Here is a 26,971-nt window from a genome sequence, read left to right as displayed (position 1 = left end):
TCGGGCCGGGGATGGTCCCCGCGTCCCCCTCTCCCCTCGAGGTCGCGGGGGGAGGGGAGCAGGCCGGCGTCGGCCGCTCGGGGGCGAGGGGGCCGTCACTTCGAGGTCAGCTCGATCGTCGGGTCGAACGGCTCGGCCGGGGGGGACTTGAGGTGCTGCACGGCCAGGGCCAGCAGGTTCAGGCCGGGGACGTCGAACTGGCCGTCGTCGCGCTCCATCATCGCCTGCAGGATCCGGCAGGAGGCGGCGAACCGGGCGGCCTCGAAGTGGGAGAGGGCCTCCTCGTAGCGGTCCCGGAGGAGGGACCACTCCGGGTCGTCGGGCTCGTGCAGCTCGACCAGCTCGACGGGCCGGTCGATGCCGACCACCCGGGCGCGGGCCAGCTTGCGGAGGCCGAACTCGGCGCCGATGCGGTCGCGGACGGCCCCGGTGATGAGCACCGGCACGCCGAAGGACTTGGTCGCCCCCTCGGCCCGGCTGGCGAGGTTCACCGTGTGGCCGAGCGGCCCGTACTTGAAGCGTCGGGTGCTGCCGGTGTTCCCGACCGTGACCGGGCCGGTGTTGATGCCGATGCCCACCCGGAGGGGGCGGGTCAGCTGGTCGGCCCACCGGGCGCCGATGGCGGGCAGGGCCCGCTGGATGGCCAGGGCGGCCCGGCAGGCCATCGCGGCGTGGTCGGGCTGCTCGGCGGGGGCGTTCCAGAGCGCGATGAAGCCGTCGCCGATGTAGTCGACGACCACCCCGGAGTGCTCCCGGACCCGGTCCGTGACGGCGTCCATCACGTCGTTGACCAGGGCGCAGACGCACTCCGGGCCCATCGACTCGGACAGCCGGGAGAAGCCCCGGATGTCGCCGAACATCACGGTGGCCTCGCGGATCCGGGGATCCAGCAGGGCGGGGTCCAGCTCCAGGGCCCGGGCCAGGTCGCTGGAGAAGAACAGCTCGAACTGCACCCGGCGCCGGGAGGCCTCGGCCTCCGACTCCTGCCGGGCCAGCCCGGCGGCCACGCCCCCGGCCAGCAGCTCGACGAGCAGCGCCTCCAGCTGCGAGAACCGGCCGGTGCCGGAGGGATCGGGGCCCCGGTCGCCGTAGAGGACGCCGATGACGACGCCGTCCCTCCCCTGGATCGGCGCCGCCACGGCCGCCGAGACCCGCATCCGGGCGAGGCTGGCCTCGGCCCCGACCCCGCAGTCGGGGGCGATCCAGGAGGTGGTCCTCGACTCCCGGACCCGGGCCAGGAGCGAGGCGCTCGGGCGGCTCTCCCCGGTCGAGTCGGGGGCGGCGTGGTGGACGCGCTCCACCCACTCGCCCCGCTCGTCGTCCCAGGTCAGGACCCAGCCGTTGGAGAGGCCGACGAAGGCGACCATCGCCTCGGCGGCCTTGCGGTAGAAGTCGGGGGCGCAGGCGGCGTCCTGCAGGACGGCAATCGTGGCCTGGAACCAGTGCGCGACGGCCTCGGGGCCGACCTCGCCGGGGCCCGAGCCCGGCCCGGCCCGCTCCCGGCCCCGGAGCCGACGGAGCTGGTCGCCGATCGCCCCGGACGAGCAGCCGGGGGGCAGGGCCGCCAGGCCGAGCGACCGGTGCGCGTCGGGGCCCACCGGGGGGGCGTCCTCAGGGGAGGCCAGCAGCCGGACCGCCCGGCGCCCGACGCCCAGGGTGACGGGCAACTCCAGCTCGTCGGCCTGCCCCGGGCCGATCGGGGGGCGGCCGTCGGAGGTCGACACCCGGACGCGGTCGCTCCGGTTCGACAGGCGGACACGCCCCCCACCGATCGGCTCGATCAGCAGGTGACGCCGGGAGACGTCCCGCTCCTCGAGGGGCGCGATGACCAGCCGGTCGATCCCCTCCTCGTCGTCCCGGCCGACCCCGAACATCGGCTCGGCGCCGGTGCCGTCTCCCTGCCGTCCCAGCAGGACCGGGCCCTCGAAGCGGCGGTCGAAGACGACCCCCTGCGGCTCGGAGATCCGGATCCACACGGAGGGGGTTCCCATCGTCGCCGTCCCTCGATCGGCCCGGCCCGGCCGGCTCACCGGGATCCGAAGTAGAACCCGACCAGCGCCGAGGCCAGGTGCTCCGGCCCGTGTTCTCCCAGCCGGGGGATCGTCCCGGTCATCGCATCGGGCAGGAACGGCGAGGCCTGGTCCCAGCAGAGGACGACCAGCACCGCCGCCGAGGCCAGGGCGACGACCGCCTTGACGTCCTCCAGGATCCGGAACCACCGGGGCCGGCCCCCGGTCGAGAACCGCCCCAGCGCCCACTTCATCAGCGCCCCGAGCAGGAACCCGCCGACCAGCAGCAGGGTGACCGACCCCGGGTTCTCGTCGATCGGCGCGAGCCTGCCCCGCCGGGCCAGCAGTGCCGCCACGGCGACGAACCCGAGCACCAGCAGCAGCCGGACCGTCCCCTTCGGCAGGTACAGGGGGGGCGGCGCCCCGGCCTCCCCCTCGTCGGGCGACCCCCGGGCCCGGCCCCGGACGGCGAAGTAATGGCCGAGGATGATGAACATCAGGTCGCGCAGGTAGGCCGGCACCTCCCGATCGGGACGCAGGGCGAGCGTGCCGCAGAGGGTGGCCGCGATCAGCAGCGCCAGCAGCGCCCGGACGCTGCCCGGGGGCAGGCCGAAGGCGTGCCTCCCCTTCCAGTCGAGCCGGGGGGCCGGGGCGTCGGCGGGGGCGGGCATGGGGAGCCACCGGGTCGGGGTGCCGGGCGTTGCATTGCGGCGCCCTCGGCCGCAATCCTATCCTAGGCGTCGCCGCCATCGCCCGCCACCGCCCGACACCCGACCCGACCCCGGGGGACCGCCCGATGACCTGGAACCGACCCCGCTCCCCGATCGCCCCGGCCCTGCTGCTGCTGCTGCTGACGACGGCGGTGCCGACCGACCCGGCCCGGGGCGGCGACGACGACGCGACCGCACCGCCGCCCGCCCCCCTCGTCCTGTTCGACGGCAAGGCCCTCGACGGCTGGGAGCCGACCGACTTCTACAAGCCCGGCGAGGTGGCCGTCGAGGACGGCGCGATCGTCCTCGGCCTGAGCCCCGCCTCCGGGGGCATGACCGGCATCACCTCCACCCGCACCGACCTGCCCAGGACCGACTACGAGCTGTCCTACCGGGCCAAACGCGTCTCCGGCCGGGACTTCTTCGCCGCCGCCACCTTCCCTGTGGGGGAGACCTACCTCACCCTGGTCAACGGGGGCTGGGGGGGGACCGTCACCGGCCTCTCCAGCATCGACGGCGCCGACGCCTCGGAGAACCTCACCGGCACCTTCCGGGAGTACGAGAACGGCACCTGGTACGCCTTCAAGGTCCGGGTCACCGACGCCTCGATCCGCTGCTGGGTCGACGACGAGCAGATCGTCACCTTCGACCCCCGGGGCCACCACCTCGGCACCCGGCTGGAGACGAGCTTCAACCAGCCGCTCGGCTTCGCCACCTGGGAGACCTCCGGCGCGATCAAGGAGATCGTCATCCGCCCCCTCTCCCCCGAGGAGGTCGCCGCCGAGACCCAGGCCGCCGAGTCTCCCTGACCCGGACCCCCGGCGCAATTCGCCGCGACATGGTACGCTTGATCCTGAGGCCCTCCCGCCCCTCCGCCCCTCCGCCCCATCTTCGGGGGAGGGGATGGCCGGAGGCCGGGCGAGGGGGAATCGGACGACTCGCAAGGCGCTGCGAAGCATCGACGACCCCTCACCCCGGCCCGCTCCCCGCCCTCAGGGTGAGGGGGACGGACTGCGCCCCTCGCCCCCGTCCTCGGGGGAGAGGGTGGGCGAAGCCCGGGTGAGGGGGCTCGGACTATCCTCCTGGCCTGGCGATCACGACGACGCCCCTTCACCCGGGCCCACTCTCCGCTCGCGGGGAGTGGGGGACGGGATCCCGGATCCGGACCCGGCCCCGCGACCGATCGCCCCGCCGATTCGCCTCGACGCGCCACCGTTTGCCATGCGCCACCGACCGGAGCCCGCTCCGCATGAATTTCCGACGCAAGCTGATCCTCCTGGTCGTCGCCATCGTGGTCGTCCTGCTGACGCCGTACTTCATCTGGCACGACGAGATGGACGCCTACTTCGCCTCGGAGGGCTACCAGCGTTGGCTGCTGTCGGTCAAGCCGTTCGCGTGGATGATCGGCATCGCCCTGATCGTCGGCGACCTGGTGCTGCCGGTTCCGACGCCCCCGGTGATGGCCACGCTGGGGACGCTCTACGGCACGGTGCTCGGCGGCCTGATCGCCTCGACCGGCTCGGTGCTGGCGGGCCTGACCGCCTACGGCCTGGCCCGGGCCTTCGGCGACAGGGGGGCCCGGATGATCGCCAGCGAGGAGGAGCTGGTCGAGTTCCGCCGCTTCTTCGACAACTGGGGGGCCGCCGGGATCATCGCGTCGAGGGCCCTGCCGATCCTGCCCGAGGTGCTCACCCTGCTGGCCGGCCTGGCCGGGATGCACCTGGGGCGGTTCGTGCTCTCGCTGGTGCTCGGCTCGGTGCCGGTCGGCCTGCTGATGGCCTTCGCCGGCGACTGGGCCGGGGAGTCGTCGACGCTGCTGCTCGTGCTGACCTTGATCCCCGCCGCGCTCTGGATCGCCACCCTGCTGGTCCTGGGGCGGCGCTCTCGGGCCGAGGTCGAGGCGGAGATGGCCCCCGCCGAGGCGGTCGCCGCCGAGCCGGAGGACCTGGGCGGCTGAGGCCCGTCGGCCGATGGGCGAGGCGCCTCAACGTTCGGGCAGGATGGCGACGATCCGGGTCGGGCCGCCGCTGCCACCGCCGATCTTCATGGGGAGGGCGATCACGACCGCCCCGGCCTCGGGGAGCTGGTCGAGGTTGGCGACGTTCTCCAGGCCGAACAGGCCGGCGCCGTTGAGGATCCGGTGGGCGTCGAAGTCGGTCGAGGGGCCGTGGTCGAGGCTCGCCGTATCCAGGCCGATGCCGGAGATGGCCCGCTCGGCGACGAGCCAGCGGGCCGCCTCGGGGCCGATGCCGGGGAAGTGCAGGTTGTCGACGTCGCCGGGGGTGTCGGTGCCGAGGTAACGCTTCTTGTCGGGCCAGAACGCGCCGAAGCCGGTGCGGACCAGGACGATCGCCCCGTCGGGGATAGGGCCGTGGTCGGCCTCCCAGGAGGTCAGGTCCTCGACCCGGAGTTCGTAGTCCCGGTCCTCGTCGCAGGCCCCTGCCACGTCGACGACGACGGCCGGGCCGATGAGGGACCGGACCGGGATCTGGTCGGTGGTGGCCCGGCCCTCGGCGAAGTGGATCGGGCTGTCGAGATGGGTGCCGCCGTGCTCGCTGCCGCCGTAGGTGGCCGAGGCGTACCAACCTCCCCCATCCTGCTCGCCCCATCGGGTCCGATCGTGGTGGAAGTGCTCGTCCTTCGGCCAGTAGATCGTCCGCTCGTCGAAGGTGTGGGTCAGGTCGATCGCCCGGGACCGGAGCAGGGCGGCGAGGGCCTCGGCCCGGTCGAGGGCGTCGCCCTGCCTCGTCATCCCCGAGATCGAGAACAGGCCCGCGGCGGCCACGCAGGAGACGGCCGCGATCGCCGAGATTCGAGGACGCATGGGGGGACTCCTCGGGGCTCCTGGGTCGGGGCGGGAAGGGGGCGGGGCCGCTCGGCCCGGCTCAGCCCGAGAGGACGGGGGCCGAGGCGAGGTTCAGCGCGGTGGACATTAGGTAGGCCGGCGGGAAGGCCCACCGGGCGACCCGCTGGATGGACCGGGCCAGCGGCAGGCGGCCGTTGGTCACGGCGACGTGGATCATCGTGACGGCGGCGGCGGCCGAGGCGACGAAGGCGAAGCCGATCAGGGCGTGACGGTCGATGAGCGTCAGGTAGGCGACCTTCGGCAGGGCGAAGTCGATGGCGAAGTTGAAGGCCACCAGCGAGATCAGGGCGGCGGTGCAGGTGCTGATCTGGGGCTGGAGCCCCGTCGGCTCGAACCAGAAGGCCGACCAGGAGACGGCGACCAGCAGGGTCAGCGGCACCATGATCCGCCAGACGTAGAAGGTCGACCGCCGCCCGACCGCCACCGCGTACTCGAACCTCGGGTAGGACGGCTGGCCCGGCACGTATTGATGCGAGTCGATCCGGGCCGACGGCTCGCCGATCGCCCAGTCGGTGACGAAGGCGTCGGGCTCGACGATCACCAGCTCCGGCTTGACGGCGAACCGGACGACAGACTCGTCCTCGAAGCTGCCGACGCGGACCCGGAGCCGCTGGCGGTCGAAGGGGAAGGGGCGGAGGTCCATCGGCGAGGAGAACTTGCCGCTGACCACCGACCAGCTCGTCACCCGGCCGTCGGCGTCGGCCTCGACCACCGGGGCGCCATGCTCGCGGGGGGGCTCCAGGGCGTTCTCGAAGAAGACGCGAGGGGTCCAGATCCGGGACGGGTCGACCCGGCGCCACGCCCCCGGGCCCGAAGCCGGTCGGTCCCCCTCGGGCAGGGCGAGCCGGGGGTCGTGCCAGCTCAGCTCCAGGTAGCCGGTCAGGTCGAACGACTCCTCCCGGGCCGTGACCCGGGCGAAGTCCAGGGCGTAGAAGCCGACCTCCACCGCGACGGGCGCCCCGCCCGCCGACGGCGGCCCCGAGGCATCGGCGTCCGCTCCGGGGGCCGGGGCCGGGAGCATCAGGGACAGGACGACCATCGCCAACGGACCCATGTCGCGTTCCCCCCGGTCACCCGACGCCGATGGACGGACGGACGGACGGACGGACGGTCGGCGGCGCGGGCGAGGCGCCCGCGCCGCCTCCCGGATCAATCCCGGCCGGGATCCTCGCCGCCCTCCGGCTCTTCGGCGTCCTTGTCCGTCTTGTCGTCCCCGTCCTCCTTCTCCTCCTCGACCTCCCGGGCGGCCCGCATGGGGTTGCCGCCGCCGCGGCCCTCGGACTTGTAGAGCTCGAAGCGGGTGGGGACGGCCCGGGGGGGCCAGTGGTTGTTCTCCAGGTCGATGTCGGCGGTCTCCAGGTGCGGGTCGAGGGTGATCGAGGCGACCTCCTTCTCGGTGAGCAGCAGCTTGGAGACCTTCTCGGCGTCCTGCCGCCAGATCTCGGCCGGGATGCGGACCTCCTCGGTGGTGCCGTCCTCGAATCCGAGTTCGAGGATGACCGGCATCACCAGGCCGCCGACGTTGACGAGGTCGACGACGTAGAAGTAGGCCCTGGTGGCGAGCAGCTCCTTCTCCTCGTCGGAGAGGTTCTTGAGGAACCGCTCGAAGGCCTCCCGGTCGGACTCGGTCACGTCGAGCTCGTCGTACTCGTTGTAGAAGTCCTTCAGCTCGGGCTTCCGGTCGACGAACTTGGGCAGGTCCTTGTTGCGGGCCCGGGAGAGGGTGGTCGGCTCCTCGTCCCGCTCCTCGCGATCGAGGGCCTTCTTGACCTCGGGGTCGGCGGCGTCGATCGTGAAGAGCTTCACGTCATCGATCGCGACGTCAACATGATCCGTCGTGTAGAACCAGCCCCTCCAGAACCAGTCGAGGTCGGTGCCGGAGGCGTCCTCCAGGGTCCGGAAGAGGTCGGCGGGCATCGGCCGCTTGAACTTCCAGCGCCGGGCGTACTCCTTGAAGGCGTAGTCGAACAGCTCCCGGCCGAGGATGCTCTCGCGGAGGATGTTCAGCGCGGTGGCCGGCTTGGCGTAGGCGTTGGCGCCGAACTGGAGGATCGTCTCGCTGTTGGTCATGATCGGCACCTGCTGGGTGCTCCTCATGTAGGAGACGATGTCCTGGGGCTCCCCCCGGCGGGAGGGGTAGTCCTCCTCCCACTCCGCCTCGGCGAGGACCTGGAGGAAGGTGTTGATCCCCTCGTCCATCCAGGTCCACTGGCGCTCGTCGCTGTTGACGATCATCGGGAAGTAGTTGTGGCCGACCTCGTGGATGATCACCGAGATCAGGCCGTACTTCGTCCGCTCGGAGTAGGTGCCGTCCTCCTCCGGCCTCGGGCCGTTGAAGCAGATCATCGGGTATTCCATCCCGCCGACCGGCCCGTTGATCGACTGGGCCACCGGGTACGGGTACTCGAACGTGTAGCGCGAGTAGACGTCCAGGGTGTGGATGATCGCCGCGGTCGAGTACTTGCTCCAGAGCGGCTCGCCCTCGTTCGGGTAGAAGGACATGGCCATGACTCGGTTGTCGCCCACGTCGTGCCCCTGGGCGTCCCAGATGAACTTGCGGGAGGAGGCGAAGGCGAAGTCCCGGACGTTTTCGGCCCGGAAGATCCAGGTCTTCTTGCCGGAGGGCCTGGACTTCTCGTTCTGCTTCGCCTCCTCGGGGGTGACGATGAAGACGGGGTCCTCGGCGGTCTTCGCCTCCTCCAGGCGATCCACCCATTCGGGCTTGAGCACGTCCTCGGGGTTCACCAGCACCCCGGTGGCGGAGACGACGTGGTCGTCCGGGACGGTGATCCGGACGAGGTAGTCGCCGAACTCCAGGGTGAACTCGCCGGCGCCGAGGAACTGCTTGTGCTGCCAGCCGTTGACGTCGGTGTAGGAGGCCATCCGGGGGAACCACTGGGCGATCTCGTAGATGCAGTTGCCGTCCTCCTCGAAGAACTCGAAGCCGGTCCGGCCGCCGACGAGGTCGGAGTCGTTGATGGCGTAGTCCCAGGCGACGTTGAAGACGAACTGCTCGCCGGTCCGCAGCGGGTTGGGCAGGTCGACCCGCATCATCGTCTTGTTGATCGTGTAGTCGATCGGCTCGCCGGAGGAGGCCTCGACCGAGCGGATGGTCACGCCGCCGTCGAAGCTCCGGCGGGCGAGCAGGCGTTCCAGGGCGCCGAAGGAGACGCGGTCGCCGAGGGGGGGGGCGGTCGCGGTGGTCACCGCGTCGGAGTCGGGACGGAAGTGGTTCGGGTCGAGCTGCAGCCAGAGGTAGCCCAGCGGGTCGGGGGAGGCGTTGGTGTAGGTGATCGTCTCCCGGCCGACGATCCGCCGCCCCTCGTCGTCCAGCTCCACGTCGATGACGTGGTCGGCCCGCTGCTGCCAGTAGCCCCGGCCGGGGGCCCCGGAGGCGGTCCGGGCCTCGTTGGGGGTGGGGAGGATCTCCTCGAGCTGGCGGAACTTGTCCTCCTGGGCGTACTTCTCGTTCTTGATCTGCCCGACGGCGGCGCCCGGGCAGATCAGCAGGAGTCCGAGCAGGGGGAGCGCGGCCGCCGGGGCGAGCGGCCGGCGGGTCGGGGTCGGGCTGCGCATCGTCGTCGACTCGCTGGTGCGTGGTCCGGGATGGGCGTGGATCGATCGCTCGGGTCGGCGCCGTCCGTGGCGGGGGAGAGGGTCCTCGATCTTCCCGGGCGGCGTCGCCCGGGTCAAGCGTCGGGTCTTCGGGTCGGGTCGAGGTCAGAGGAAGCCGTACTCGGGGTTGGTGGGGTCGAAGTCGAGGTCGCCGGGGACGGCGCCGGGGTCGAACGACTCGATGGCGTATCGGCCGGCCAGGGGAGGCTCCTCGCCGGGGGACTCGGGCCAGTCGTGGAAGCGGAAGGAGAGGGGGATGAGGGTCTCGGGGTCGTACTGCACCTCGATCCGGGCGAAGGGGCGGCCGTCGTCCCGGGCGTCGAGGCGTCGGACGGACCGGAGCCGGGGCCGGCCATCGTCCCCCTCGACCCGGTCGAGCACCACCGACGCCCCCGGGGCGTCGAGGTCGCGCCGGGCCTCGGCCAGCAGGAGGCGGGCGAGGGGGAGGACGCCGGCCTCGGTGATCGGGAACCGGCTCTGGGTCATCGCCAGCGGGGAGGTCGGGCTCAGCTCCACCGGGGGGACGAGCAGGCCGATCAGCCCGCCGCCGGGGTGGGAGACGAGGCGCCCTCCCCGCTGGCCCTCGACGTGGATGATCTCGCAGCCCTCCTCGACGCCGATGTCCCTCAGGTAGACCGACGCCGGGGCGTGCCGGACCTTCAGCCGGAGGGTCTGCTCGGGCAGCCATCGGCCGCCGATTCGCTCCCGACGGCGGACGACCGCCTCGTAGCCGGGGATCGCCTCCAGCCGGCCCACCAGCCCGAGCAGGGCCCGGTGCAGGGCCCGCTTGGCCGCCCGGCCCTCGAGCCGGCCCTCGGGCCAGGAGACCGACGCCCCCCGCAGGGGCCTCGGGGATGCCCCGACCTCCGCGCCGGAGGCCGACCTCGACGGCGACGGGGCCCCGGCGGCGTCCAGCGGCGCCGAGACCATCCAACGGGCCGCCATCGCCAGGGCGACCGGCGCCAGGCAGAGCAGGACGACCCTCGTCCAGCCCGTCGGGACCAGGGTTCGGTGGGACCTGTCGGACGTGTCGAGCATGTCGGGGAAGCTCTCGATGCGGTCGGTGGCCCCCGGCCGCCCCGGGTCGGGGGCCGGTCCGGCCGGGGTCGAGGTCGAGGTCAGGGCCGGGGTCGAGGTGGGGATTCGGCGGTGTCTCCCGAGAAGGGGCCGGCGATCGGGGCCGATCATCGGCGCTCCTGCCGGGTCCTGGCCCCGGGTCGAAGCAACTCGCGGGCCGTCGGCCGGATGGGCCCGCGATCCCGGGGAACCATGGGGGATTTCTCGCGGAAACGCCAGGTTCCGCCCGATGGGATCGCGGTCATCGGTCGGGGGCCTCCCGGTCGTCGTCCCCCCGGAGGCTCCGGGCGACCGAGCCCTGCCAGTCGACCAGCGCCTCGGCCAGCTCGGCGACCCGATCCGGCTGCGAGTCGGCCAGGTCGACCACCTCGCCGGGGTCGGCCTCCAGGTCGTACAGCTCGAAGGAGACCTCGCCGCCCTTCCCGGGGATGCGGTGGAGCTTGTACCGGCCGTCGATCCAGGCCGAGTGGCCGGGCAGCTCCTCGCCGGCCTCGAAGGCCTCGATCAGTCTCGAAGCCGGCCCCGTCGGCTCGGGGGGGAGTTCCCGGGGCGGGGCCTTCCCCGACCGCTGGGCCCCGAGCAGGGCCGCCATGATCTCGGCGCTGGGGGTCCGGCGCCCCGGGGCGGGGTAGTCCCAGAACCCCATCGGCTTCGGCCGTTCGGTCATCGTCCCCTCGATCAACGGGACCAGGCTGATGCCGTCGAGGGGACGGCCCGGCTCCGGGTACTCGACGCCGGCCAGCTCCAGGACCGTCGGCAGGATGTCGACGGTGCCGCCGGTCACGGCGCTGGCCCGGGGCTCGGGGATCGCCGCCGGCCATTCGATGAGGGTCGGGACCCGGAGGCCCCCCTCGTAGACGGTCCCCTTCCTCCCCTTCAGCCCCCCGGCCGAGCCGAGCCCGCCGGAGCCCCCCTGGGGGCCGTTGTCGCTGGTATACCAGACGACCGTGTCCTCGGCGATCCCCCGATCCCGGAGGGCCTCCCGGAGCCTCCCCATCGCCCGGTCGATGCCCGTCACCTCGCCGTAGTAGTGCCGGAGCCGGGGGGAGAGGTCGCCGTAGGGCTCCCTCGTCTCCTCGGTCGCCTGGTGGGGGTTGTGGGGCGAGCCGAACCAGATGACCGCCAGGAAGGGCCGATCCTCCTCGACCGCCCCGTCGATGAACTCGATCGCCGCGTCGACGGCCACCATCGAGCCCTCCCCCTCGACCGGGACCGCCGTCCCCTCCCGGCTGAGGATCGGGTCGTTGTCGTAGAAGTTCGGCGTCGAGAGCCAGGTCTCGAACCCCGAGGCCCCCGGGTTGTTCGCCCCGCCTTCCCGGACCGACCCCAGGTGCCACTTGCCGAAGTGCCCGGTGGCGTACCCGGCCGATCGGAGGGCCTCGGCCACCGTCACCTCCTCGGGCCTCAGCTCATAGCCCCAGGAGAAGCAGCCGAAGCGGTTGGGATGCCGGCCCGTCAGGACGCTCCCCCGGGTGGGGGAGCAGACCGGGGCCGCCGCGTGGAATCGGTCGAGCCTCAGCCCCGACGCGGCCATCGCGTCGAGGTTCGGCGTCTTCGGGGTCGGGTTGCCGTAGTAGCCGACGTCCCCGAACCCCTGGTCGTCCGCCATGCAGAGGATGACGTTCGGCCGCTCCGGCAAGTCCCCGGCCCGGGCCGTTGATGCCCCCAGCACGCCCAGCACCACGGCGATCGATCGGATCATCTCGGCGAGTCCTCCCCGGCCCGGTCCCGGCTCGTCTCGTCTCGTCGCAACCCTGAGGGCTCCCTACCACTTTCCCCGACGAAGTCCCCCCAGGCAACCCTTCCGCGCTAGGCCCGCTTCCCCTCAGTCTACGACACCTAGCCTGATCCCCCCGCCTCTCCAAGTCTCCCGCCATTCCGGACGACTCCGGGATGAATTGAGTCGGGGTTGGCCCGGTGCGCCAGGCATGAAATCCACAACTCGTGTCCCGGAAACGATCTTCGCGGATTGAATGGGTTCGTTCCGTCGATTCTGTCCGGACTGCCCTGCCCGATCCCTCGCCGAGCCTGCCTCGTCCCTTGCCGCCTCCGCTTGCCCTCGCCCACCCGGCCGATTCCGGGGCCGACGGCCGGGCGGAACGCCGGTCGGACGGGGCTCGGTGCGCTCAAGTCAATTGTCGTATCTCAATTCGTGATCGGTGATTTCGGATTTCAAATGGGTTCGGTCCGTAGAATGCGCACCCGAGTTTGGCTTCGTTTCGCGCCGAGGGTTTTCCATGTCCACGGTCGCCTCGGCCGCCATCCGGCCCGGCGAGGTCCCCGGACGATGGCCCTGCCTGCCGCCCGAATTTTCAAGGAGCGAGGAGGGTCGAGGGACGCCCCGGAGGAGCGGGGTCCTACCCATAATTATCGTGATCCGGGCCGGCGGCAGTCACATTCGGCCCGGCGATGTCATCATCGATCGTGAGGCCGGGGCGACGCGGAGCATGCCCCGGGTCGCGGGGCCCTGCTTACCGGGGCCCGCTCCGCGTTGCCCCGGCCACACGAGGGGCGGCCTTGGGGCTGGTTCTCATCGGGCAGACGAAATCGACATGGCCTCCGCCGGCACTGACGGCGGTCTGGAGTCAATCGGACAGCCCCAACTCGGCTCTTACGTTGCCCCGTCGGACCTTCTCGACGGCTTCGATCCACCGCTGCCAGGCAGCCGGGTCAGCAGAGAGTTCGTCTTCCAGCAAACTCATCCCGCCGAGCAATCCCCCCAGATAATCGGCCTTGGTCTCGGCGTACAGCCCTTCGAGATAGGCATACATCGCGAGGTACGCCTCACGGATCGATAATTTGGGTTCGGGCATCTCGCACCTCATCTCGGCGGGTGGCCGGGGCAACGCGGAGCGGGCCCCGGAATCGCAGGCCCCTTCACACCGGGGCAGCCCCGGCCACCCGCCGCCATGCCATCAGGAGAAGTGTTCTCGGAGCAGTTCGAGGCTGCGGGGGACGGCCTGCTCGGCGTCGTCGTTGCCCTCGAATTCGAGGGAGATCCAGCCCCGGTAGCCGGAGTCCCGGAGGATGGCGGCGATCCGGGAGTAGTCGAGGTCCAGCTCGTACCAGCGGCCGCCGCCGAAGTAGGTCTTGGCCTGGACGAGGGTAATGGGGACGTCGCTGGAGGCCATCGCCTCCATCTGGGGGTAGGAGTCTTCGAGGAAGTTGCCGGTGTCCAGGGTCATCTGCAGCCAGGGGGAGTCGATCGCCTCGACGATCCGGAGCACGCCCTCGGCGGTGCGGCCGAGGCCCCAGTGGTTCTCCAGGCCGAGGACGACGCCGCACTCGGCGGCCTTCGGCAGGAGTTGTTCAATCGAGCCGATGACCCAGTCGAAGGCCTCGTCCTCGGTGTGGCCGGGCAGGGGGGGCTCGATCCCCTTGTTGGCCATCAGCTCGTCGAAGTTGCCGCTGGTACCCCACCGGCCGGTGTTGATCCGCATGGTGGGGATGCCCAGGCGGTAGGCCAGCTCGATCTGCCCGAGGGTCTTCTCCACCTCGGAGCGGCGGCGGTCGGCATCGGGGGTGACGAACCCCTGGTGGGTCGAGAAGCCCATCAGGGCCAGGCCGAGGGAGTGGGCCCGGCGCTTGATGTCCTGCAGGGCGGGGTTCGAGGTGTCCCGCATCTGGACCAGCAGGAGCTCGACGCCGTCGAAGCCCATCGCCGCGGCCCGGTCGATGCACTCGGGGATGCCGAGGCGCTCCCCCCGGAACTGCCAGAAGGAATAGGTGGAGACGCCGATGGGGTGGCGTCGGCCGGACTGCGCGGGGGCCGGGGCGGGGTCGTCGGCGAGGGCGGATCGGGGGGCGAGGGGGCCGGCGAGGCCGAGCGCCCCGGCCAGGCCGGCGTGGTTGAGGAATCCCCTGCGGGTGGTGCCGTTCGGGTTCATGGTGCGATCCTCCGGGGTCGTCGGGGGGCTCGGGTGGACCGGCCCCATGATGCCGAGATCCCGCCCAGGTTGGCAGGGGGCTCCTCCCCCCGATCCCGGGGCCGACCGCACCACCGGCCGGGCCGGATCACTCCCGGAAGAACCAGAGGCCGGCCGTCAGCGCGGCGCCGACGAGGTAGAGCTGCGTCGTGGTGGCGACGGCGTAGGGGAAGGCCATCAGCCCGAGGCCCCAGAAGACGGGCCTCCAGGTCATCTGGCTCTTGCCGTAGCGGAAGGCGACCAGGCCGATCGTGCCGAAGAGGAGCTGGCCGATCAGTTTGGCCGGGGAGAACATGGTGCCGAGGTCGTCCGTCGAGAACATCGCCCCCTCCTGTCCGACCGGGGCCGGCCCCCGGCCCCTTCGCCGCCGGGAGTCGCCCGGGAGGAGCCTAGGTCGGGGACCGGGAGGGGGGCGATCGGCCCGGCTCAGCGCTCGATGAAGGGGCCGTCGCGGCGGGCGCGGTCGTACCGTGCCCGCCAGGCGTCGGAGCCGTCGTCGGGGAGGAGTCGGGAGTCGACGCCGCGCTCGAAGTAGGGGGTCCGGCCGTCGTTGGCGGCGGTGAGCATGAAGTTGACCCGGCCGGTGTTGGCCGTGTACATCCGGCGGCCGTCGGGCCAGGAGGTCTCGATCAGCCGAGGCGGGTCGGGCCGCTCGGTCGGCGTCTCGACCCGGTATTTCTCCAGGGCATCCCGGTCCAGCTCGAAGCCCAGGCCGGGGCCGGTCGGGATGGGGGCATAACCTTCGGTCACGACGATCGGCGCCTTCAGCAGCGGGGCGTCGTAGAGCTGGTGGCAGTTCACCGCCGGCCAGGTGGCGTGGCTGAGCACGGCCCCGCAGTGCAGGGACCAGGCGGCGGTGATGTCGGAGCCGACCAGCTGGAGCCAGAAGGGCAGGTCGGCCGTCGCGGCGACGGCGCCGGTGTCCATCAATCGGCTGGCGCCTCCGCCGACGACGAAGCCGTCGCAGGCGTCCCGCTTGATGACCACGGCGGGCCTGGGGGTGCCGTAGTGCAGGGCGATCGGCGTCTCGACCTCGTTGCGGATCCGGACGTTCCCCTCGACGTCTCGCTGGGGGATGGGGGTCTCGAAGATGCCGATTTGCGGGGTCTGCTCCAGCTCCTTGAGGATCGGCAGGCCCCGCTCGGCGGTGAGCAGGGTGTCGTTGAAGTCGACGCCGATCTTGAAGTCCTCCGGGATGGCGTCCCGGACGGCGTCGGCGCAGGCCCAGATGTCGAACCAGGGGCGGCCCTTGGTCTTCATGGCGCGGTAGCCCCGGGCGTGGGCCTCCTGGCACTCGCTCACCCAGTCGGCGGGGGGGATGTCGATGTTCCACCAGGAGAGCGGGGTGGTGTCGTGGGCCTGCTCGCCGAGCAGCCGGTGCAGGGGGACGTCCAGGCCTCGGGAGACGGCGTCGAAGAGGGCCTGCTGGAGGCCGGAGCCGAGCGAGTCGTCCCACATCAGCGAGGCGGCGTTTTTGCCCAGGGCCCGGGCCACGTCGTCGTCCCCGGTGACGCCCCAGGTGTAGTAGAGCATCGTCTCGCCGAAGCCGACGTGGCCGGAGCCGAGCGTGACCTCGACGACCTCGAAGAGGTCCCAGTGCGGGATCTCCCGGGCCATGGCCCGGCCGGGGGTCTCCCGGAAGGGGAGGCGGACGGCGGTCCGGTCGACCTTCTCGACGCGGAAGTCGGCCCCCCGGGCCCGGGAGGCCGCCCAGGCCCTCGGGCCGGAGCCGGCGAGGGAGGCGGCCAGGGCGAGGCCCGAGGCCTCGAGGAAGCGGCGGCGGTCGACGAGGCCGGGGCGGGGCGGGGCGGGTCGGGGCATGGGCGTCCTCGGTCGGCTCGGCTTGGCCAGGGGGTCGAGGTGCGGGATGCCGGGCCGGCTCGGGCCCGGGCATCCCCTCCAACACATGTGAAACACGGGTAGTCTACGGGCAACGGCGGGGAGGCTCAACGAGCGACCCGGGCCGGGGGAGTGTGGCCCGGCGGTCGGGCCCCGGTCGCCCGGATCGCCCCCGGGGCCGGGGGACCGAGGGCCGGGGGATCGAGCGGATCGGTCGTGCGTCGGCCGGCTCGGAAGGGTGCCAGCCGGGCGATCCGGCCGCCGCCCCGGCCGCCGCCCCGGCCGGATCGAGCCGGGCGTCGGGGCGTTCCCCGTCGAAGCCCGACCGGCCCGCGATGGTTCCGGATCGGGGCGATCCGGTATAAGGTGGGACGGTGTCGGATCCGCGGGGGCGAGTGAGCCGGCCGGGGCCGGCCCCGGCCCGGGTCGGGTCGGGGCGATTCGAGACGGGACGCGACGCGACGCAACGGGAGGGGTGGAGATGAGCATTCGAATCGGATTCGGTGTCGGGGCGGCCTCGGCCGCGTTGGCGTGGGCGATCTTCGGGGGCGCCCCGGTCGGCCCGGGTCGGGTCGGGGCGTCGCCGGGGCCGCAGGACGTGAGCCCGGGGGTCGGTCCGCTGGGGGAGGGGACGCCGAGGTCGAAGGCGGCGCAGCGGATCGCGGAGCTGATGCGGGGCGGCGTCGAGGTGGACGTGCAGCAGGTGGTCGACGGGCTGCCGGGGGCGGAGGATCTGGCCCGTCGCCGGTCGGAGATCGCCGATCAGCTGATGGAGTTCGCCCTGGTCAAGTTCGTCGAGCCCCCCTCGCCGACCGCCCAGCGCGGCACCTTCCACGCGGCGATCATCGACTACGTCGAATGGTCCTCGAAGCGGCTCGACGCCTCGCTCGAGCTGGCCGGCTCGGACGACGACCGCCGGGAGGCCCTGGCCGGGGAGGTCGGCAAGCTCCGCAGCGTCGAGCAGGCCTACCGGGAGCTGGCCGAGGCCGAGGGGATCGGCGTCACCCCCCAGAACCTGCTGGAGCTGGAGTTCCTGAGGCTGGGGGTGGAGTCGAGGCTGGCCCGGCTCGTGGCGGGGCGGGGGGATTGAGGGCCGGCCGGCGGTAGCCCACCCCCGGTCGTCGCCATCCGTCGGGGGATCTCCGCCCGGCGTGATTGGCTCCACCGGGCGAGGGGACGGCCCTTTCGAACCGCAAGGGGGAGCGGGGGGGACGGCCTGCGAGGAGGATGCCGGTCGTAGGCCGTGATGGCTCTTGAATTTGCGTCGGGGTCAAGCCGGCGGGCCTTCGGGCCGATAACCATAGGGCCCGGCGGCGATGGACGACGTCGCGACGAGGCGGCAGACGGCCGGCTCGCCGGGCAGCAGGGGGAAGCGACCGTGTCTCGCGATCGACTGGCAAACGCGGCCGACTCGTGACACAATAGCGGGCCCGAGCGACGACCACGTCGGATCGCGGGCGCATGCCGGCCGGGGCCCGGTCCAGACCGGGGCTCAGCCCGCGTGCGCCCGCCGTCGATGTGGACATCGACGGTCGGGCGCCCCCAAGAACTGGCACCCGGGATGCACCGCCGCGCGGCGGCCCCTGACCTCCGGTCTGGGGACAACGCCCAACGCCCCGCCCGATCGGCATCATGCGGGGGTCGGGGGCCGTACCGCGCATTGATCGCTCGACACGCCGTCGGGAGCACGGGGGGATGGTCGCAGGTCGGCCCCGATCTCGCCCATCGGGCCCGCCGCCCTCCTCCCGTGACTCCCCGGTGTTTCCCGGTCCGAAGGCCCCCGGCACTCGACTCGATTCGACTCGACGGGCCGGGGCGATCGAGGGGCCCGACGACACCAGGCCAGGCGAGCGCAGACCAGACCAGCCAGACCACACGAACTCCCGCGAATTGCGGATGGCCGGGGACGATTGGCCGACCGAGTCGACCCCTGAACGCACCGAAATCCCCGGCCATCCGACCTCCGATCGATCCGGGCGACCGGCCCCGGCCCCCCGGGGTCGGCCCGCCCCACCGGCCGGCTCGAAGCGGAGCGGAGCGGAGCGATTCGAATCGCTCCGATGCCCGTCATTCCCGACGGGGCCGGCCTCCCGCCCCCGGTGGGGCGGGGACCGGGACCGCCCCGCCGGGGATCGCCGGTCGCCCGGGCGAACCCGGGTCCCGGGACTCCCCGGGGCATCATTGCCGTCGTCCGAGATTCTCTCCCACCCCAGAGCACCCTGCACACACACCATGAGCACTCAGCCGAACACCGACTCCGTCGGCCTCTACTTCGTCCGGGGCCAGAATGCGCCGGGCGGCACCGGCCCGGCCACGATCGTCGCCGTCAAGGGGCGTGAGATCCTCGACTCGCGCGGCAACCCGACCGTCGAGGTCGACGTGGTGCTGGCCGACGGCACGCTCGGCCGGGCCGCCGTCCCCTCGGGGGCGAGCACCGGCGAGTACGAGGCGGTCGAGCTCCGGGACGGCGACAAGGCCCGGTACCTGGGCAAGGGGGTCCGCAAGGCCGTCGAGAACGTCAACGCCCGGATCTCCCGGGTCGTCGTCGGCCGCGACGCCGCCGACCAAGTCGGGCTGGACCGGGCGATGATCGAGGCCGACGGCACCGAGAACAAGGGGAGCTTCGGCGCCAACGCCATCCTCGGCGTCTCGCTCGCCGCCGCCCGGGCCGCCGCCGCCAGCCGGGGGCTGCCGCTGTACCGCTACATCGGCGGGGCCAACGCCCGGGTCCTGCCCGTGCCGATGGCTAACATCATCAACGGCGGCAAGCACGCGGACAACAAGATCGACTTCCAGGAATTCATGGTCATGCCCGTCGGCGCGGATTCGTTCGCCGAGGGGATCCGGATGGTGGCCGAGGTCTTCCACACGCTCAAGTCGCTGTTGAAGAAGGCCAAGCACACCACCGCCGTCGGCGACGAGGGCGGCTTCGCCCCCGACATCGACAACGAGCAGGCGCTGAAGTACATCATGGAGGCCGTCGACAAGGCCGGCTACAAGGCCGGCCGCGACGCCGACTTCGCCATCGCCCTGGACTGCGCCAGCTCCGAGCTGTTCGACGAGGGGGGCAAGAAGGGCTACAAGTTCTGGAAGTCGAACCCCGATAAGCTCTTCTCGGCCGACGACATGATCGGGCTGTTCGAGCAGTGGGTGGACAGCTACCCGATCGTCTCCATCGAGGACCCGCTCGACCAGAACGACTGGGACGGTTACGCCAAGTTCACCCGGGTGCTCGGCTCGAAGGTCCAGATCGTCGGCGACGACTTCTTCGTGACCAACACCAAGCGCCTCGCCGACGGCATCGCCCGGGGCGCCTGCAACAGCATCCTCATCAAGGTGAACCAGATCGGCACCCTGACCGAGACGCTGGAGGCCGTCGACATGGCGACCCGGGCCGGCTACACGTCGGTCATGTCCCACCGCTCCGGCGAGACCGAGGACAGCACGATCGCCGACATCGCCGTCGGCACCAATTGCGGCCAGATCAAGACCGGCTCGGCCAGCCGGTCGGACCGGATCGCCAAGTACAACCAGCTCCTGAGGATCGAGGAGGAACTGGGGGCCTCGGCCGTCTACGACACCTCCCCCCTGCGGCGCCGGGGCGTCTGAGACTGCAAGGCTTGGGAGGCTTGCCTTTGGGTGGCAGGGGTCTCGTCCGCGAGCCTCCGGTCCGGTGGCCTCGGCGACCGGGGGCTCGCGGACGAGACCCCTGCCACCCAGGGGTCATTGATCCAGGCAATTCCGCCTGAGCCGACCCGATCGGCGAGGACGACGATACAATACGACGGGGGCGTCGGCCGATGCTGGGCCGACGCCCCCGTCGGCCGTCCGTCCCGATGCCGATGCCGATCCCGCCCCGTCACCAGGAGCCCCGATCATGGCGATGCTCGTCCTGGATTCGCAGGTCGAGGACCGGCTCCGGGAGGAGCGGGAGCGCAGCGGCGCGGACCGATTTGACGAGGTCTGGGACGGGGTCTACGTCATGTCGCCGCTGGCGAACAACGAGCATCAGGGGCTGGCCTCGGGGATCTCGGCGGTCCTGCAGATCGTCCTGAACTGGGGAGAGCTCGGCGAGGTCTTCGCGGGCGTGAACGTGAGCGACCGCGAGGACGACTGGGATCACAACTACCGCTGCCCGGACATCGCCGTCTACCTGAAGGGGACCACTTCCCGAGACTGCGGCACGCACTGGCTGGGCGGGCCGGACCTGGCCGTGGAGGTCGCCAGCAAGGGGGACCGCTCCCGGGAGAAGCTGGACTTCTATGCGAGGGTGAGCACCCGGGAGCTGCTGCTGGTCGACCGGGACCCCTGGGGGCTGGAGCTGTACCGCCTGGCCGACGGGGTGCTGAAGCTCGTCGGCACGAGCCGCCCGGGGGAGGGCGGTCCGCTCCGGGCCGAGTCCCTGCCGCTGGACTTCGGGCTCGTCGCGGGCGGGCCGAGGCCGAGGGTCGAGGTCGCCCGCCGGGACGGCGGCGAATCCTGGAGGATCTGAGGCGGTCCCGGCTCGGGCCCGGCCCGAGGGGACGACGGCGATCCTGCCCCGGAGGGGGGAGGGTTGCGCTCGATCCCCGGTCGGATCGGCCGAATGACCGTGGACGCCAGGCGCCGGGCCGGGGGGAGGTGCCGACATGGGGTGCAGAATTTCTTTCCAATCGGCCGCATTTTCATTTGAAGAGAGACGGCGGGTTGTCAGTAGAATTAGAACCCGCTCCGTTTAGTCGGTTTCTAGATAGGAAGGCGCCGGCCGACGGGCCTGGCTTGCCCTCGAACTGGTGATGTGACAATGTCCAGCTCCCCCGCTTCTTATGGCGATCGCTCCGTTTCCCCCGGCCGATACGGCGACTCGAAGTCGTCGGCTGAGTCCGGCTCGGGGGGGGGGCGAAGGCGTCCCGATCGCTCTACGGCACCTCGGAACCGCTCGGCGGCGGTGCCGCCGAGGGCGGGCCGTCGGGGCCGGGGACGTGGTACGCCAGGGGGACGCTCCCGCGCCGGGTCGGCGCGGTCATCCCGACCCGGAACCGGGCCGAATGGCTGCCGCACATGCTCGGCTCGCTGATGATGCAGACCCACCGGCCCGATCGGATCCTCGTGGTCGACGACGGCGACGGCGACGACCCCTCGGCCGAGCGGGTCGCCCGGCGCTATCCCGGGGTCGAGTACCTCCGGGCTGCGGTCGGCTGCGGCCTGAGCGGCAACCCGGCGAGGAACGTCGGGCTGAGGGTGCTGGGGGACCTCCCCTACCTCTGCTTCCTCGACGACGACGACATGGTGCCCCCGGACTACCTGGAGGCCCTGCTCGCCACGATCGAGACCGATTGCCGGGCGGCCGCCTCCTACCCCCGCCTGCGGTTCTGCGGCGAGTCCCAGGGCCGGTGGGACCACCCGTTCGAGCCCGCCCTGCTGGGGAGGACGAACATCTCCGGGGTGCCGGCGCTGATCCGGTCCGACGCGCTGCGGCAGGTTGGCGGCTGGCCGGTCTTCGAGCCCGACCGGGACGGCCTGGTCCCGCACGACGACTGGGCGCTCTGGCGTCGGCTGCGGGACCACGGCTGGCGGATGGTCCCCGCGCCGGTCGACTACTACTATTTCCGGCACGACTCGGGCGTCTGCCGGGCCAACCAGCGGTCCCCCCGGCGGGACGACTGGCGATGGACGATCGACCCGACCGACCTGGTGACGCTGGCGATCCCCTGGTCGGGGCGCGAGCCCCTGATCGACGCGCTGCTCGACGCCGTCTCACGGCAGACGTTCCCGGCGTCGCAGTTGCACGTCCTGTTCTACGACAATTCCGGGTCGGTCGCCGTCGGCCGCCGGCTGAGGCACTGGCTGATGGGGCAGGAGGGGTATGCCGGGGTCTCCTACGTCCGGGACCCGAGGCCGGCGGTGCCGGGCCTGTCGGCCCGGGAGCTGGCCGACGCGAGGCCGGTCCTCGGCCAGCAGGGGGGCCGGCGCCACGGCCGGGAGCTGAACGACCGGGTCGGGGCGATCTGGAACCGGATCGGCCAGCTGGTCCGGACGGACCTGGTCTGGTGTTTGGAGGACGACGTGATCCCGCCCCCCGAGGCGCTCGACCGGCTGCTCGACCGGATGGGCCCGGACGTCGACGGCGTGTCGGCGAGCTACCGGTCCCGAGTCGTGCCGGACCACCGGGTGGCCTGGCGGTACCGGGACCTGGATACGGGGGAGCTGATCCACCTGAGGGGCGGCTCCGGGCTGGAGGCGATCGGGGGTGCCGGGCTGGGGTGCGCCCTGGTCCGCCGCGAGGTCTTCCTGGCCGGCCCGGCCCGGTCGGCCGGGGACGCCGTCGGCTACGACTGCAACCTGTGGCTCGACGTGGCCCGCCGGGGCGGGACGCTGCTGATGGACTGGGATCTGGAGTGCGACCACCGGGTCGATCCCCCGCCCCCGGCCGAGATGGCCGGGGCCGTCGGGGGGCGTGATCGCGGTGGGCTGGATCGCGGTGGACTCAACGGAACCGGCGCGTGAGGCTCGGGCCGGGTCGGCCGAGACGGCCCGGCGCGAGCGCGGCTCCTCTTGTCGAAGGGAGTGCCCGTCCGATGTCGATCGACACCACCAACAGGCCGCCGAAGGACGCCCGCCCCGACCCGAGGGACGCCGGCCGTCCCACCCCGGCCGGCGTCCGTCGCCGGCCGAAGGACGAGGGGCATGCCACCGAGCCGGCCACCGAGCTGGCCCCGACCCCCATCCTGCCGTCGCCGACGGCCGACTGGGAGGCCCCCGAGGACGACCCGACGATCCGGCTGCAGCCCGATTCGGCCCCCGACCCGTCGATCCCCGTCTGGATCGACCGCGTCATCGCCGGCCGCTACTGCCTGGAGCGGGAGATCGGCCGGGGGGGGTTCGGCATCGTCATGCTGGCCTACGACCGGGAGCTGCATCGCCAGGTGGCGATCAAGGTCGCCCGGCGGACCCGGGACCGGGGGACCGACCACCTCCTGGAGGAGGGCCGCAAGGTCGCCCAGCTCGACCACCCGAACATCGTCCCGGTCTACGACTGCGGCCGGATCGACGACCGGACGATCTTCATCGTCTCCAAATACATCGACGGCGGCAGCCTCGCCCGGCGGATGGCCCTGCGGAAGCTGCCGATCGGGGAGGCGATGACGATCGCCCGGGAAGTGGCCGACGCCCTGGCCCACGCCCATGAGCGCGGGCTGATCCACCGGGACCTGAAGCCCTCGAACATCCTGATCGATTCGAAGAACACGGCCTACGTGGCCGACTTCGGCCTGGCCCTGCGGGCGACCGACCGCAGCGACCTGGCCTGCGTCGAGGGTTCCCCCCAGTACATGAGCCCCGAGCAGGCCAGCGGCAAGTCCCGGCTGGTGGACCGCCGCACCGACGTCTTCTCCTTCGGGGTGATCCTCTACGAGATGATCACCGGCGAGCGCCCCTTCCCGGGCCGATTGTCGGCCGAGTACCGCGAGCAGGTGATCCATGCGGAGCCGCCCTCGCCGAGCCGCCTCGCCCCGGCGATCTCCCCCCGACTGGAGGCCGTCTGCCGCAAGGCCCTCTCCAAGAACCCGGCCGACCGGCACGCCTCGGCCTGGGAGCTGGCCCGGGAGCTTCGCCAGTGCCGGGACTGGGACGGGCCCCGGCACTGGACCCGGCTGAGCCTGGTCGTCTCGGCGGCGACCCTGCTGCTGGCGGCGGCCGTCCTGGTGCTCGCCCTCCGGCTGTTCGGGCCCCAGCCGCTCACGTCGAGGGGCGGGTCACCGCCCCCGGCCACCCGCGACGCCCCCGACCTCCGGATGGCCGGATGGATCCTCTCGGAGAGCGGCTCGGTCGACTTCAACGACGTCTTCCCGCCGACGATCCACTCGGCCGAGACGCTGCCGATGGGTCCGGTCACGCTGCGATCCCTCTCGCTCTACGGGGCGGGCCCGATCGCCGACGCCCGGATCGAGGAGATCGCCAGGCTCGGGGGGGTCAGTTCCCTGCACCTGGGCAAGACCGGGCTGACCGACGACCAGCTCGCCGAGCTGTCCCGGCTGCCCCGTCTGAAGCTGCTGATCGTCTGCTACAACGCGCTGACCGACCGGGGCCTCTCCCGCCTCGGCCCCCCGGACGGTCTGAAGCACCTGGACCTGGCGGGGACCCTCGTGACCGACGAGGGGCTCGACGCCCTGGCCTCGTCCCCCCGCCTTCGGTTCCTCAACCTCTCCGACACCGAGATCGGCGACGCCGGGATCCGCCGGCTCCGGGGCCTCGCCCTGCTCGAGGAACTCAGCGTGGATCGGACCCGGATCACCGACGCCTGCGTCGACGACCTGCTGCAACTGCCCCACCTGAAGTGGCTCCGGGCCAGCGAGACGGCCCTCTCGGACGAGGCAGCCGATCGCCTCCGGGCCGGGCCGTCGGGCTGCCGGGTCATCCGCTGAGGGCCGACCCGGCCCGGACCGTCCCCCGCCGCCGCCGGGCTCGCCCGGCGGCGGGCGGCTCAACGCTGGTAGATCGGCAGGTAGCGGTACTCGACGGCCAGGGCCAGCACCCCCATCGCCGTGCAGTAGTTGCGGCCCCCGGTGCGGTCGTTGCCGGTGGGGGAGTACCACGATCCGTCGGCCTCCTGCCGGTCGAGCAGGATGGGGACGATCCGCGAGTAGTAGGGCAGGAAGTAGGCGTCGCCGAGCTGGAAGAGGGCCTGCGGGCAGTAGTAGGCCTCGTAGAAGAAGTAGTCGGAGCCCCAGCTCGGGGGGTGCGTCATCAGGTACTCGGCGCCGGCGAGGGCCTCGGGCGAGTTGTGCTCGCCGCAGAGTTCCAGGGAGAGGATGCCGGTGCCGGTCCTCGGGTTGTTCGGCCCCCCCCGGCCGGCCTGGTAGCTGAAGCCGCCGGACCGGGGCTCGGCGCAGCGCCGGACGTAGTCGATCGCCGCGTCGATCGCCTCGGAGGGGACCGAGCAGCCCGCGTCCCGGGCGGCCCGCAGCGCGACGACCTGCCAGCCCGAGACGCTCAGGTCGCTGTCGTAGCTGCCGGGCTGATACCGCCAGCCGCCGGCGTGGTCGTCGGACTTGGGCATCCGCTGGGCCCGGACGATCAGCTCGACGGCCCTCGCCAGCGCGACCCGGCAGCGGTCGGCCAGGCCCGGGTCCGGCGTCATGCCCACGACCTCGGCCAGCATCAGGGTGCTGATGCCGTGGCAGTACATCGGCCCGTGGCTGGTGTTGGAGACGAGCATGCCGTCGGTCCGCTGGTTGTCGAGCACGTAGTCGACGCCCCGGGCGATCGCCTCACGGTACGGGCCGGGCTCCCCGGGGACGTGGCCGCAGGCGAGGAAGCCCATCACCGCCAGCGAGGTGACGGAGGTCGCCTTGCCGAAGCCGCCGGATTCCCAGGAACCGTCGGCATGCTGGGCCCCGGCCAGGAAGTCGAGGGCGCGTCGGGCGGCGGCGTCGGTCTCGGCGCCGGAGAAGGGGGCCCGGGGCGCCTCGGGCAGGTCCTGGGCGATCGCCCGGCAGGGGGCCGGGAGCAGCAGGGCGGCCAGCATGCAGGACGCGACGGGGAGCGGGCGGGCTCGATTCATGGCGAGGGTGCGAGGGGGAAGGGGGGGCTCACGCCGCCTGGCTCCGTGGTCGTCTCCGGGACCCGGGGGCGGCGAATCGGGCCCGGGAGGGGGGACGCGCCGGGGGACGGACCCGCCGACACCCCGGTCCCCGAGCCGGCGAGCGTCCCGGGGCCGTGGCGGGCGTCATCGGAGGTCGGGGCCTCCCGGTCGCGGGAGGACACCCCCCGACGACTCGGCCGGGGGCCGGACCGGCGTCCGGCCCGCCGGGTCCATCCGGCGTCCCGGCGGGTCCAGTGTATCGCGTCCGCCGCCTCCGGTCGCCGGCCTCCTCAGGAGTCCGGCCCGGGGGCGCGGCCCGCCCGCAGCTCGGCCGCCAGGTGGGCCACGGCCAGCTCGACCCGCTTGACCTCGCGGCTGGTGGCGTGCCGCTGCATCTCCATCCAGAACCAGAGCTTCAGGCCCAAGACGGCCGAGATGGAGAAGGAGAAGCCGAGTCCCCAGCGGAAGAGCCTCGGCACGTCGTCGGTCCGGAAGATCATGACGGCGCAGGAGACGGCCAGGCCGAAGAAGACGAAGCTCAGCAGGCCGCCGAAGAGGTTGATCCAGCGGAATCGGCCCCGGAAGGTCTCGGTGAGCAGGTCGGGCAGCGAGGGGGGGCCGAGGCGGTCGAACAGGGCCGCCTCCTCCCGGGAGAGGGCCTCCCGGATCAGGGCGTCGAGTTCCTTGCCGTCGGTGGTCATGGCCGGTCCTCCAGTCGGGATTTCAGGTGCTGCCTCGCGTGGAAGAGGCGGGACTTGACCGTCCCCTCCGGGATGCCGAGCGTCTCGGCGATCTGCCGGACGGGTCGGCCCTCGGTGTAGTAGAGGGCGAGCAGCGCTTGCTGCTCCCCAGGCAGTTGTCGGAGCGCCAGGCGGAGGCGGTCGACGGGGTCGAGCCCCTCGGGCTCGGCCGGGAGGCCGTCGGGCCCGGGGTCGATCGCCTGGGAGCGGAGGCGGGGGTCCCGCCCGATCCGGTCGTCCATCGCCCGCTGCCGGCGGCGCCTCCGGAGCCAGTCGACGGCCTTGCGGTCGACGATCCGGTAGGCCCAGGAGGGGAACCGGGCCGGGTCGTCCAGCGAGGGGATCCCCCGGACGATCGCCAGCCAGGCCTCCTGGGCGGCCTCGGCGGCCCCCTCGGCGTGGGAGAGGCGGCGGTAGGCGTGGGCCACCAGCCGCCGGTGCCAGCGCTCGGCCAGGGCCTCGAAGGCGTCGGCCTCGCCCCCCTGGGCGGCCAGGACGAGCCAGTCGTCGAGCACCTCTCCGGTCGATCGGCTCACGGGTCCTCCCCCTTCCGCAGAGCATGGCCCACAGCAGGGGAGTCGCCGTCGGGCCGTCCCGGTTCAACGGCCCGGTGCGGCCGGGGCGATG

General features: G+C 72.5%; 22 protein-coding genes. 7 read left to right on the top strand and 15 right to left on the bottom strand.

Features of this window, described 5'->3' with window-relative positions; genetic code table 11:
• Window positions 1-95 precede the first annotated feature (95 nt).
• Both ElP_RS33140 and ElP_RS33135 read right to left on the bottom strand, forming a co-directional pair.
• Window positions 96-1,991 carry an adenylate/guanylate cyclase domain-containing protein gene (locus tag ElP_RS33140; RefSeq protein ID WP_145277628.1) on the bottom strand — a complete coding sequence of 632 codons (1,896 nt, stop codon included), beginning with the start codon at window positions 1,989-1,991 and terminating at the stop codon, window positions 96-98.
• 35 nt (window positions 1,992-2,026) lie between these two features.
• Window positions 2,027-2,680: a hypothetical protein gene (locus ElP_RS33135; RefSeq protein WP_145277626.1), complete on the bottom strand. Its 654-nt coding sequence runs from the start codon at window positions 2,678-2,680 to the stop codon at window positions 2,027-2,029.
• A gap of 125 nt (window positions 2,681-2,805) precedes the next feature.
• Here ElP_RS33135 and ElP_RS33130 point away from each other — a divergent pair, with 125 nt between their 5' ends.
• Together ElP_RS33130 and ElP_RS33125 are read left to right on the top strand one after the other, a co-directional pair.
• On the top strand, window positions 2,806-3,528 hold the full coding sequence (locus ElP_RS33130) for a 3-keto-disaccharide hydrolase (RefSeq protein ID WP_145277624.1): 723 nt from the start codon (window positions 2,806-2,808) through the stop codon (window positions 3,526-3,528).
• A 440-nt stretch (window positions 3,529-3,968) separates the two neighbouring features.
• The gene (locus ElP_RS33125; RefSeq protein WP_145277622.1) at window positions 3,969-4,676 is read left to right on the top strand and encodes a TVP38/TMEM64 family protein; all 708 of its coding nucleotides are present in this window, start codon (window positions 3,969-3,971) and stop codon (window positions 4,674-4,676) included.
• A gap of 27 nt (window positions 4,677-4,703) precedes the next feature.
• Here the strand turns inward: ElP_RS33125 and ElP_RS33120 are convergent, their stop codons facing one another.
• The 9 genes from ElP_RS33120 to ElP_RS33080 all read right to left on the bottom strand — a co-directional run bounded on the left by ElP_RS33120 (window position 4,704) and on the right by ElP_RS33080 (window position 16,024).
• A complete protein-coding gene (locus tag ElP_RS33120) occupies window positions 4,704-5,543 on the bottom strand; it encodes a cyclase family protein (RefSeq protein WP_231749352.1) in 840 nt (279 codons plus the stop codon).
• A 61-nt stretch (window positions 5,544-5,604) separates the two neighbouring features.
• Window positions 5,605-6,639, bottom strand: coding sequence for a ligand-gated ion channel (locus ElP_RS33115; protein ID WP_145277620.1), 1,035 nt, complete (start codon window positions 6,637-6,639; stop codon window positions 5,605-5,607).
• A 95-nt stretch (window positions 6,640-6,734) separates the two neighbouring features.
• Entirely contained in the window at window positions 6,735-9,161 is a 2,427-nt protein-coding gene (locus tag ElP_RS33110; RefSeq protein WP_197446559.1) for a M1 family metallopeptidase, read from the bottom strand.
• A gap of 144 nt (window positions 9,162-9,305) precedes the next feature.
• Window positions 9,306-10,238: a DUF1571 domain-containing protein gene (locus ElP_RS33105; protein WP_145277618.1), complete on the bottom strand. Its 933-nt coding sequence runs from the start codon at window positions 10,236-10,238 to the stop codon at window positions 9,306-9,308.
• Between the two features lie 280 nt (window positions 10,239-10,518).
• Window positions 10,519-11,979: a sulfatase family protein gene (locus ElP_RS33100; RefSeq protein WP_145277616.1), complete on the bottom strand. Its 1,461-nt coding sequence runs from the start codon at window positions 11,977-11,979 to the stop codon at window positions 10,519-10,521.
• An 883-nt stretch (window positions 11,980-12,862) separates the two neighbouring features.
• Window positions 12,863-13,090, bottom strand: coding sequence for a hypothetical protein (locus tag ElP_RS33095; protein WP_145277614.1), 228 nt, complete (start codon window positions 13,088-13,090; stop codon window positions 12,863-12,865).
• Between the two features lie 102 nt (window positions 13,091-13,192).
• Window positions 13,193-14,164, bottom strand: coding sequence for a sugar phosphate isomerase/epimerase family protein (locus ElP_RS33090; RefSeq protein WP_145277612.1), 972 nt, complete (start codon window positions 14,162-14,164; stop codon window positions 13,193-13,195).
• A 127-nt stretch (window positions 14,165-14,291) separates the two neighbouring features.
• Window positions 14,292-14,525 carry a hypothetical protein gene (locus ElP_RS33085; RefSeq protein WP_145277610.1) on the bottom strand — a complete coding sequence of 78 codons (234 nt, stop codon included), beginning with the start codon at window positions 14,523-14,525 and terminating at the stop codon, window positions 14,292-14,294.
• A gap of 104 nt (window positions 14,526-14,629) precedes the next feature.
• Window positions 14,630-16,024, bottom strand: coding sequence for a mandelate racemase/muconate lactonizing enzyme family protein (locus tag ElP_RS33080; RefSeq protein ID WP_145277608.1), 1,395 nt, complete (start codon window positions 16,022-16,024; stop codon window positions 14,630-14,632).
• 499 nt (window positions 16,025-16,523) lie between these two features.
• Between ElP_RS33080 and ElP_RS33075 the strand changes: the two genes are divergently transcribed.
• The 3 genes from ElP_RS33075 (at window position 16,524) to ElP_RS33065 (ending at window position 20,534) form a co-directional block, all read left to right on the top strand.
• Window positions 16,524-17,132: a hypothetical protein gene (locus tag ElP_RS33075; protein ID WP_145277606.1), complete on the top strand. Its 609-nt coding sequence runs from the start codon at window positions 16,524-16,526 to the stop codon at window positions 17,130-17,132.
• Window positions 17,133-18,274: 1,142 nt separating this feature from the next.
• Window positions 18,275-19,651 carry a phosphopyruvate hydratase gene (gene eno, locus ElP_RS33070; RefSeq protein WP_145277604.1) on the top strand — a complete coding sequence of 459 codons (1,377 nt, stop codon included), beginning with the start codon at window positions 18,275-18,277 and terminating at the stop codon, window positions 19,649-19,651.
• A 268-nt stretch (window positions 19,652-19,919) separates the two neighbouring features.
• Window positions 19,920-20,534: a Uma2 family endonuclease gene (locus tag ElP_RS33065; protein ID WP_145277602.1), complete on the top strand. Its 615-nt coding sequence runs from the start codon at window positions 19,920-19,922 to the stop codon at window positions 20,532-20,534.
• Window positions 20,535-20,940: 406 nt separating this feature from the next.
• Here ElP_RS33065 and ElP_RS38980 read toward each other — a convergent pair whose 3' ends face one another.
• Window positions 20,941-21,084 carry a hypothetical protein gene (locus tag ElP_RS38980; protein WP_197446558.1) on the bottom strand — a complete coding sequence of 48 codons (144 nt, stop codon included), beginning with the start codon at window positions 21,082-21,084 and terminating at the stop codon, window positions 20,941-20,943.
• Between ElP_RS38980 and ElP_RS33060 the strand changes: the two genes are divergently transcribed.
• Together ElP_RS33060 and ElP_RS33055 are read left to right on the top strand one after the other, a co-directional pair.
• Window positions 21,083-22,528, top strand: coding sequence for a glycosyltransferase (locus ElP_RS33060; protein ID WP_145277600.1), 1,446 nt, complete (start codon window positions 21,083-21,085; stop codon window positions 22,526-22,528). The two genes, ElP_RS38980 and ElP_RS33060, sit on opposite strands and share 2 nt — an antisense overlap.
• A 71-nt stretch (window positions 22,529-22,599) precedes the next feature.
• Window positions 22,600-24,444, top strand: coding sequence for a serine/threonine-protein kinase (locus ElP_RS33055; RefSeq protein WP_145277599.1), 1,845 nt, complete (start codon window positions 22,600-22,602; stop codon window positions 24,442-24,444).
• Window positions 24,445-24,503: 59 nt separating this feature from the next.
• Here ElP_RS33055 and ElP_RS33050 read toward each other — a convergent pair whose 3' ends face one another.
• From ElP_RS33050 to ElP_RS33040, 3 genes are all read right to left on the bottom strand, one after another.
• Complete coding sequence (locus tag ElP_RS33050) at window positions 24,504-25,583, bottom strand: prenyltransferase/squalene oxidase repeat-containing protein (protein WP_231749351.1); 1,080 nt, start codon at window positions 25,581-25,583, stop codon at window positions 24,504-24,506.
• Between the two features lie 311 nt (window positions 25,584-25,894).
• Complete coding sequence (locus ElP_RS33045) at window positions 25,895-26,305, bottom strand: DUF6768 family protein (RefSeq protein ID WP_145277597.1); 411 nt, start codon at window positions 26,303-26,305, stop codon at window positions 25,895-25,897.
• Window positions 26,302-26,880, bottom strand: coding sequence for an RNA polymerase sigma factor (locus ElP_RS33040; protein ID WP_145277595.1), 579 nt, complete (start codon window positions 26,878-26,880; stop codon window positions 26,302-26,304). The genes ElP_RS33045 and ElP_RS33040 overlap by 4 nt, the downstream gene beginning before the upstream one ends.
• Window positions 26,881-26,971 lie beyond the last annotated feature (91 nt).

The organism is Tautonia plasticadhaerens, assembly GCF_007752535.1.
Lineage (GTDB): Bacteria > Planctomycetota > Planctomycetia > Isosphaerales > Isosphaeraceae > Tautonia > Tautonia plasticadhaerens.
Note: the sequence above shows the minus strand (reverse complement) of the source record. Positions and strands in the feature narration are given on the sequence as shown.

What these genes read in the sequence shown, in the direction of transcription:
- ElP_RS33075 (WP_145277606.1), top strand. Translation starts at nt 16,524, where the DNA reads ATGAGCATTCGAATCGGATTCGGTGTCGGGGCGGCCTCGGCCGCGTTG.
- ElP_RS33090 (WP_145277612.1), bottom strand. Translation starts at nt 14,164, where the DNA reads ATGAACCCGAACGGCACCACCCGCAGGGGATTCCTCAACCACGCCGGC.
- eno (WP_145277604.1), top strand. Translation starts at nt 18,275, where the DNA reads ATGAGCACTCAGCCGAACACCGACTCCGTCGGCCTCTACTTCGTCCGG.
- ElP_RS33080 (WP_145277608.1), bottom strand. Translation starts at nt 16,024, where the DNA reads ATGCCCCGACCCGCCCCGCCCCGCCCCGGCCTCGTCGACCGCCGCCGC.
- ElP_RS33140 (WP_145277628.1), bottom strand. Translation starts at nt 1,991, where the DNA reads ATGGGAACCCCCTCCGTGTGGATCCGGATCTCCGAGCCGCAGGGGGTC.
- ElP_RS38980 (WP_197446558.1), bottom strand. Translation starts at nt 21,084, where the DNA reads ATGTGCGGCAGCCATTCGGCCCGGTTCCGGGTCGGGATGACCGCGCCG.
- ElP_RS33065 (WP_145277602.1), top strand. Translation starts at nt 19,920, where the DNA reads ATGGCGATGCTCGTCCTGGATTCGCAGGTCGAGGACCGGCTCCGGGAG.
- ElP_RS33095 (WP_145277614.1), bottom strand. Translation starts at nt 13,090, where the DNA reads ATGCCCGAACCCAAATTATCGATCCGTGAGGCGTACCTCGCGATGTAT.
- ElP_RS33085 (WP_145277610.1), bottom strand. Translation starts at nt 14,525, where the DNA reads ATGTTCTCGACGGACGACCTCGGCACCATGTTCTCCCCGGCCAAACTG.
- ElP_RS33130 (WP_145277624.1), top strand. Translation starts at nt 2,806, where the DNA reads ATGACCTGGAACCGACCCCGCTCCCCGATCGCCCCGGCCCTGCTGCTG.
- ElP_RS33120 (WP_231749352.1), bottom strand. Translation starts at nt 5,543, where the DNA reads ATGCGTCCTCGAATCTCGGCGATCGCGGCCGTCTCCTGCGTGGCCGCC.
- ElP_RS33135 (WP_145277626.1), bottom strand. Translation starts at nt 2,680, where the DNA reads ATGCCCGCCCCCGCCGACGCCCCGGCCCCCCGGCTCGACTGGAAGGGG.
- ElP_RS33050 (WP_231749351.1), bottom strand. Translation starts at nt 25,583, where the DNA reads ATGAATCGAGCCCGCCCGCTCCCCGTCGCGTCCTGCATGCTGGCCGCC.
- ElP_RS33105 (WP_145277618.1), bottom strand. Translation starts at nt 10,238, where the DNA reads ATGCTCGACACGTCCGACAGGTCCCACCGAACCCTGGTCCCGACGGGC.
- ElP_RS33115 (WP_145277620.1), bottom strand. Translation starts at nt 6,639, where the DNA reads ATGGGTCCGTTGGCGATGGTCGTCCTGTCCCTGATGCTCCCGGCCCCG.
- ElP_RS33100 (WP_145277616.1), bottom strand. Translation starts at nt 11,979, where the DNA reads ATGATCCGATCGATCGCCGTGGTGCTGGGCGTGCTGGGGGCATCAACG.
- ElP_RS33110 (WP_197446559.1), bottom strand. Translation starts at nt 9,161, where the DNA reads ATGCGCAGCCCGACCCCGACCCGCCGGCCGCTCGCCCCGGCGGCCGCG.
- ElP_RS33125 (WP_145277622.1), top strand. Translation starts at nt 3,969, where the DNA reads ATGAATTTCCGACGCAAGCTGATCCTCCTGGTCGTCGCCATCGTGGTC.
- ElP_RS33060 (WP_145277600.1), top strand. Translation starts at nt 21,083, where the DNA reads ATGCTCGGCTCGCTGATGATGCAGACCCACCGGCCCGATCGGATCCTC.
- ElP_RS33045 (WP_145277597.1), bottom strand. Translation starts at nt 26,305, where the DNA reads ATGACCACCGACGGCAAGGAACTCGACGCCCTGATCCGGGAGGCCCTC.
- ElP_RS33055 (WP_145277599.1), top strand. Translation starts at nt 22,600, where the DNA reads ATGTCGATCGACACCACCAACAGGCCGCCGAAGGACGCCCGCCCCGAC.